This is a genomic window from Bradyrhizobium tropiciagri (assembly GCF_001189845.1).
GTDB classification, from domain to species: domain Bacteria; phylum Pseudomonadota; class Alphaproteobacteria; order Rhizobiales; family Xanthobacteraceae; genus Bradyrhizobium; species Bradyrhizobium tropiciagri.
On sequence record NZ_LFLZ01000167.1, the window covers coordinates 1 to 1,659 of the forward strand.

Consider the following 1,659-nt stretch of genomic DNA (forward strand, 5'->3'; position numbering starts at 1 on the left):
CTATAGCGCGACAATCTGGCTGGGAAGCGCGCGACAATCAGGATGGCGAGTCGGTGTCGCAGCGAGGTGATGATTGCCGCGATGATTGTCGCGCGCAAGAGTTTTGTTGGCTCTGATTGTCGCGGAGCGTCAATCAGCGAGTGTTTTTGGTGTCGCGTGCGACGGTGGCCGTCCTGGGCCGCGTTTTCGTTCGAGGGCGGTCCGCCTGCGATAGCTCTCGACGTTCATCTCGACGATGGTGGCGTGGTGAACGAGACGATCGATGGCGGCGAGGGTCATAGCGGGGTCCGGGAAGACCCTGTTCCATTCGCCGAACGGCTGATTGGCCGTGATCAACATCGAGCGCCGCTCGTAGCGCGCGCTGATGAGCTCGAACAGCACGCTGGTCTCGGCCTGATCCTTGGTGACGTAGGCGAGGTCATCGAGGATCAGCAGATCGAAGCGATCGAGGCGGTTGATAGCAGCCTCGAGGTTGAGTTCGCGGCGAGCCACCTGGAGCTTCTGGACCAGATCGGTGGTCCGGGTGAACAGGACCCGCCATCCGTTCTCGACCAGGGCCAGGCCGATGGCTGCCGCCAAGTGGCTCTTGCCGCCGCCGGGCGGGCCGAACAGCAGCAAATTGGCGCCCTTGCCCAACCAGCCGTCGCCGGCGGCGAGCGCGGTCACCTGCGCCTTGGAGATCATCGGCACGGCCTCGAAGTCGAAGTTGTCGAAGGTCTTTCCGGCTGGCAGCCGTGCGTCTACGAGATGGCGCTCGATGCGACGGCGGCCGCGTTCAGCGATCTCGTGCTCGGCAATGGTGGTGAGGAAGCGAGCCGCCGGCCAGCCTTCCTTGTCGGACTGCTCGGAGAACTGTGGCCACAGCACCTTGATGGCGGGCAGCCGCAGCTCGTTGAGCAACAGATTGAGGCGCGCGGTGTCGACGGTGTTGGCCGTGTTCATGCGGCGTCTCCGATCTGGCTGGCGCCGATGAGGCACTCATAGCTGGCGAGCGGGGTAAGCTGAACCACGACCTGCGGCACGCAGGCAGGATCGGGCGCGAACTGAGCGCGCAGCCGTCCAAGGTCGGGCAGTTGGCCGACGTCCAGGTCGGCGGCTAACTGACCGGCGAGTTCGGCCTCGCAGCCGCGCTCGTGCGCCAGCGCAAGCAGATCGACCATGAGCCGGCAGGCTTTCCTGTCCGGCAGCCGTTCGCGCAAGCGATCGAAGGTTCGGCGATAAGCCTCGCGCGGGAACAGCCGATCACGGTAGACGAGATTGAGCAGCGCCATCGGCTTGCGCCGCAAGGAATGGATCACGTGCCGATAATCGACGACCTGATCGTGCTTGCCGTTGGGGTGCGGCCGCCCACGCGGCAGGGTGACGAGATGGGTGCCGCCGACGAACACGTCGAGACGATCGTCGTAGAGGCGCACCCGCAACTGGTGGCCGATCAGGCGTGACGGCACGGTGTAGAACACCTTGCGCAGTGTGAAGCCGCCGCTTGACGTCACGCGGACGATCACCTCCTCGTAGTCCGAGGTGCGGCGATCCGGCAATGCCTGCAGGGTGGCGCGCTCGTGGTCGATCCGCTTGGCGTTGCGGGCATTGCGGCGGCTGACGATCTCGTCGATGAAGCCGCGGTAGGCGGCGAGATCATCGAAGTCGGCAGTGCCGCGC

At 65.2% G+C, this 1,659-nt stretch carries 2 protein-coding genes; both read right to left on the minus strand.

What is annotated here, in order from left to right:
• Window positions 1-129 precede the first annotated feature (129 nt).
• A complete protein-coding gene (gene istB, locus AKN84_RS44225; protein WP_050426597.1) occupies window positions 130-942 on the minus strand; it encodes an IS21-like element helper ATPase IstB in 813 nt (270 codons plus the stop codon).
• Window positions 939-1,659 (minus strand): Mu transposase domain-containing protein (locus tag AKN84_RS44230; protein WP_430649980.1); only part of this gene is annotated, 721 nt, incomplete at its 5' end. The genes istB and AKN84_RS44230, both read right to left, overlap by 4 nt.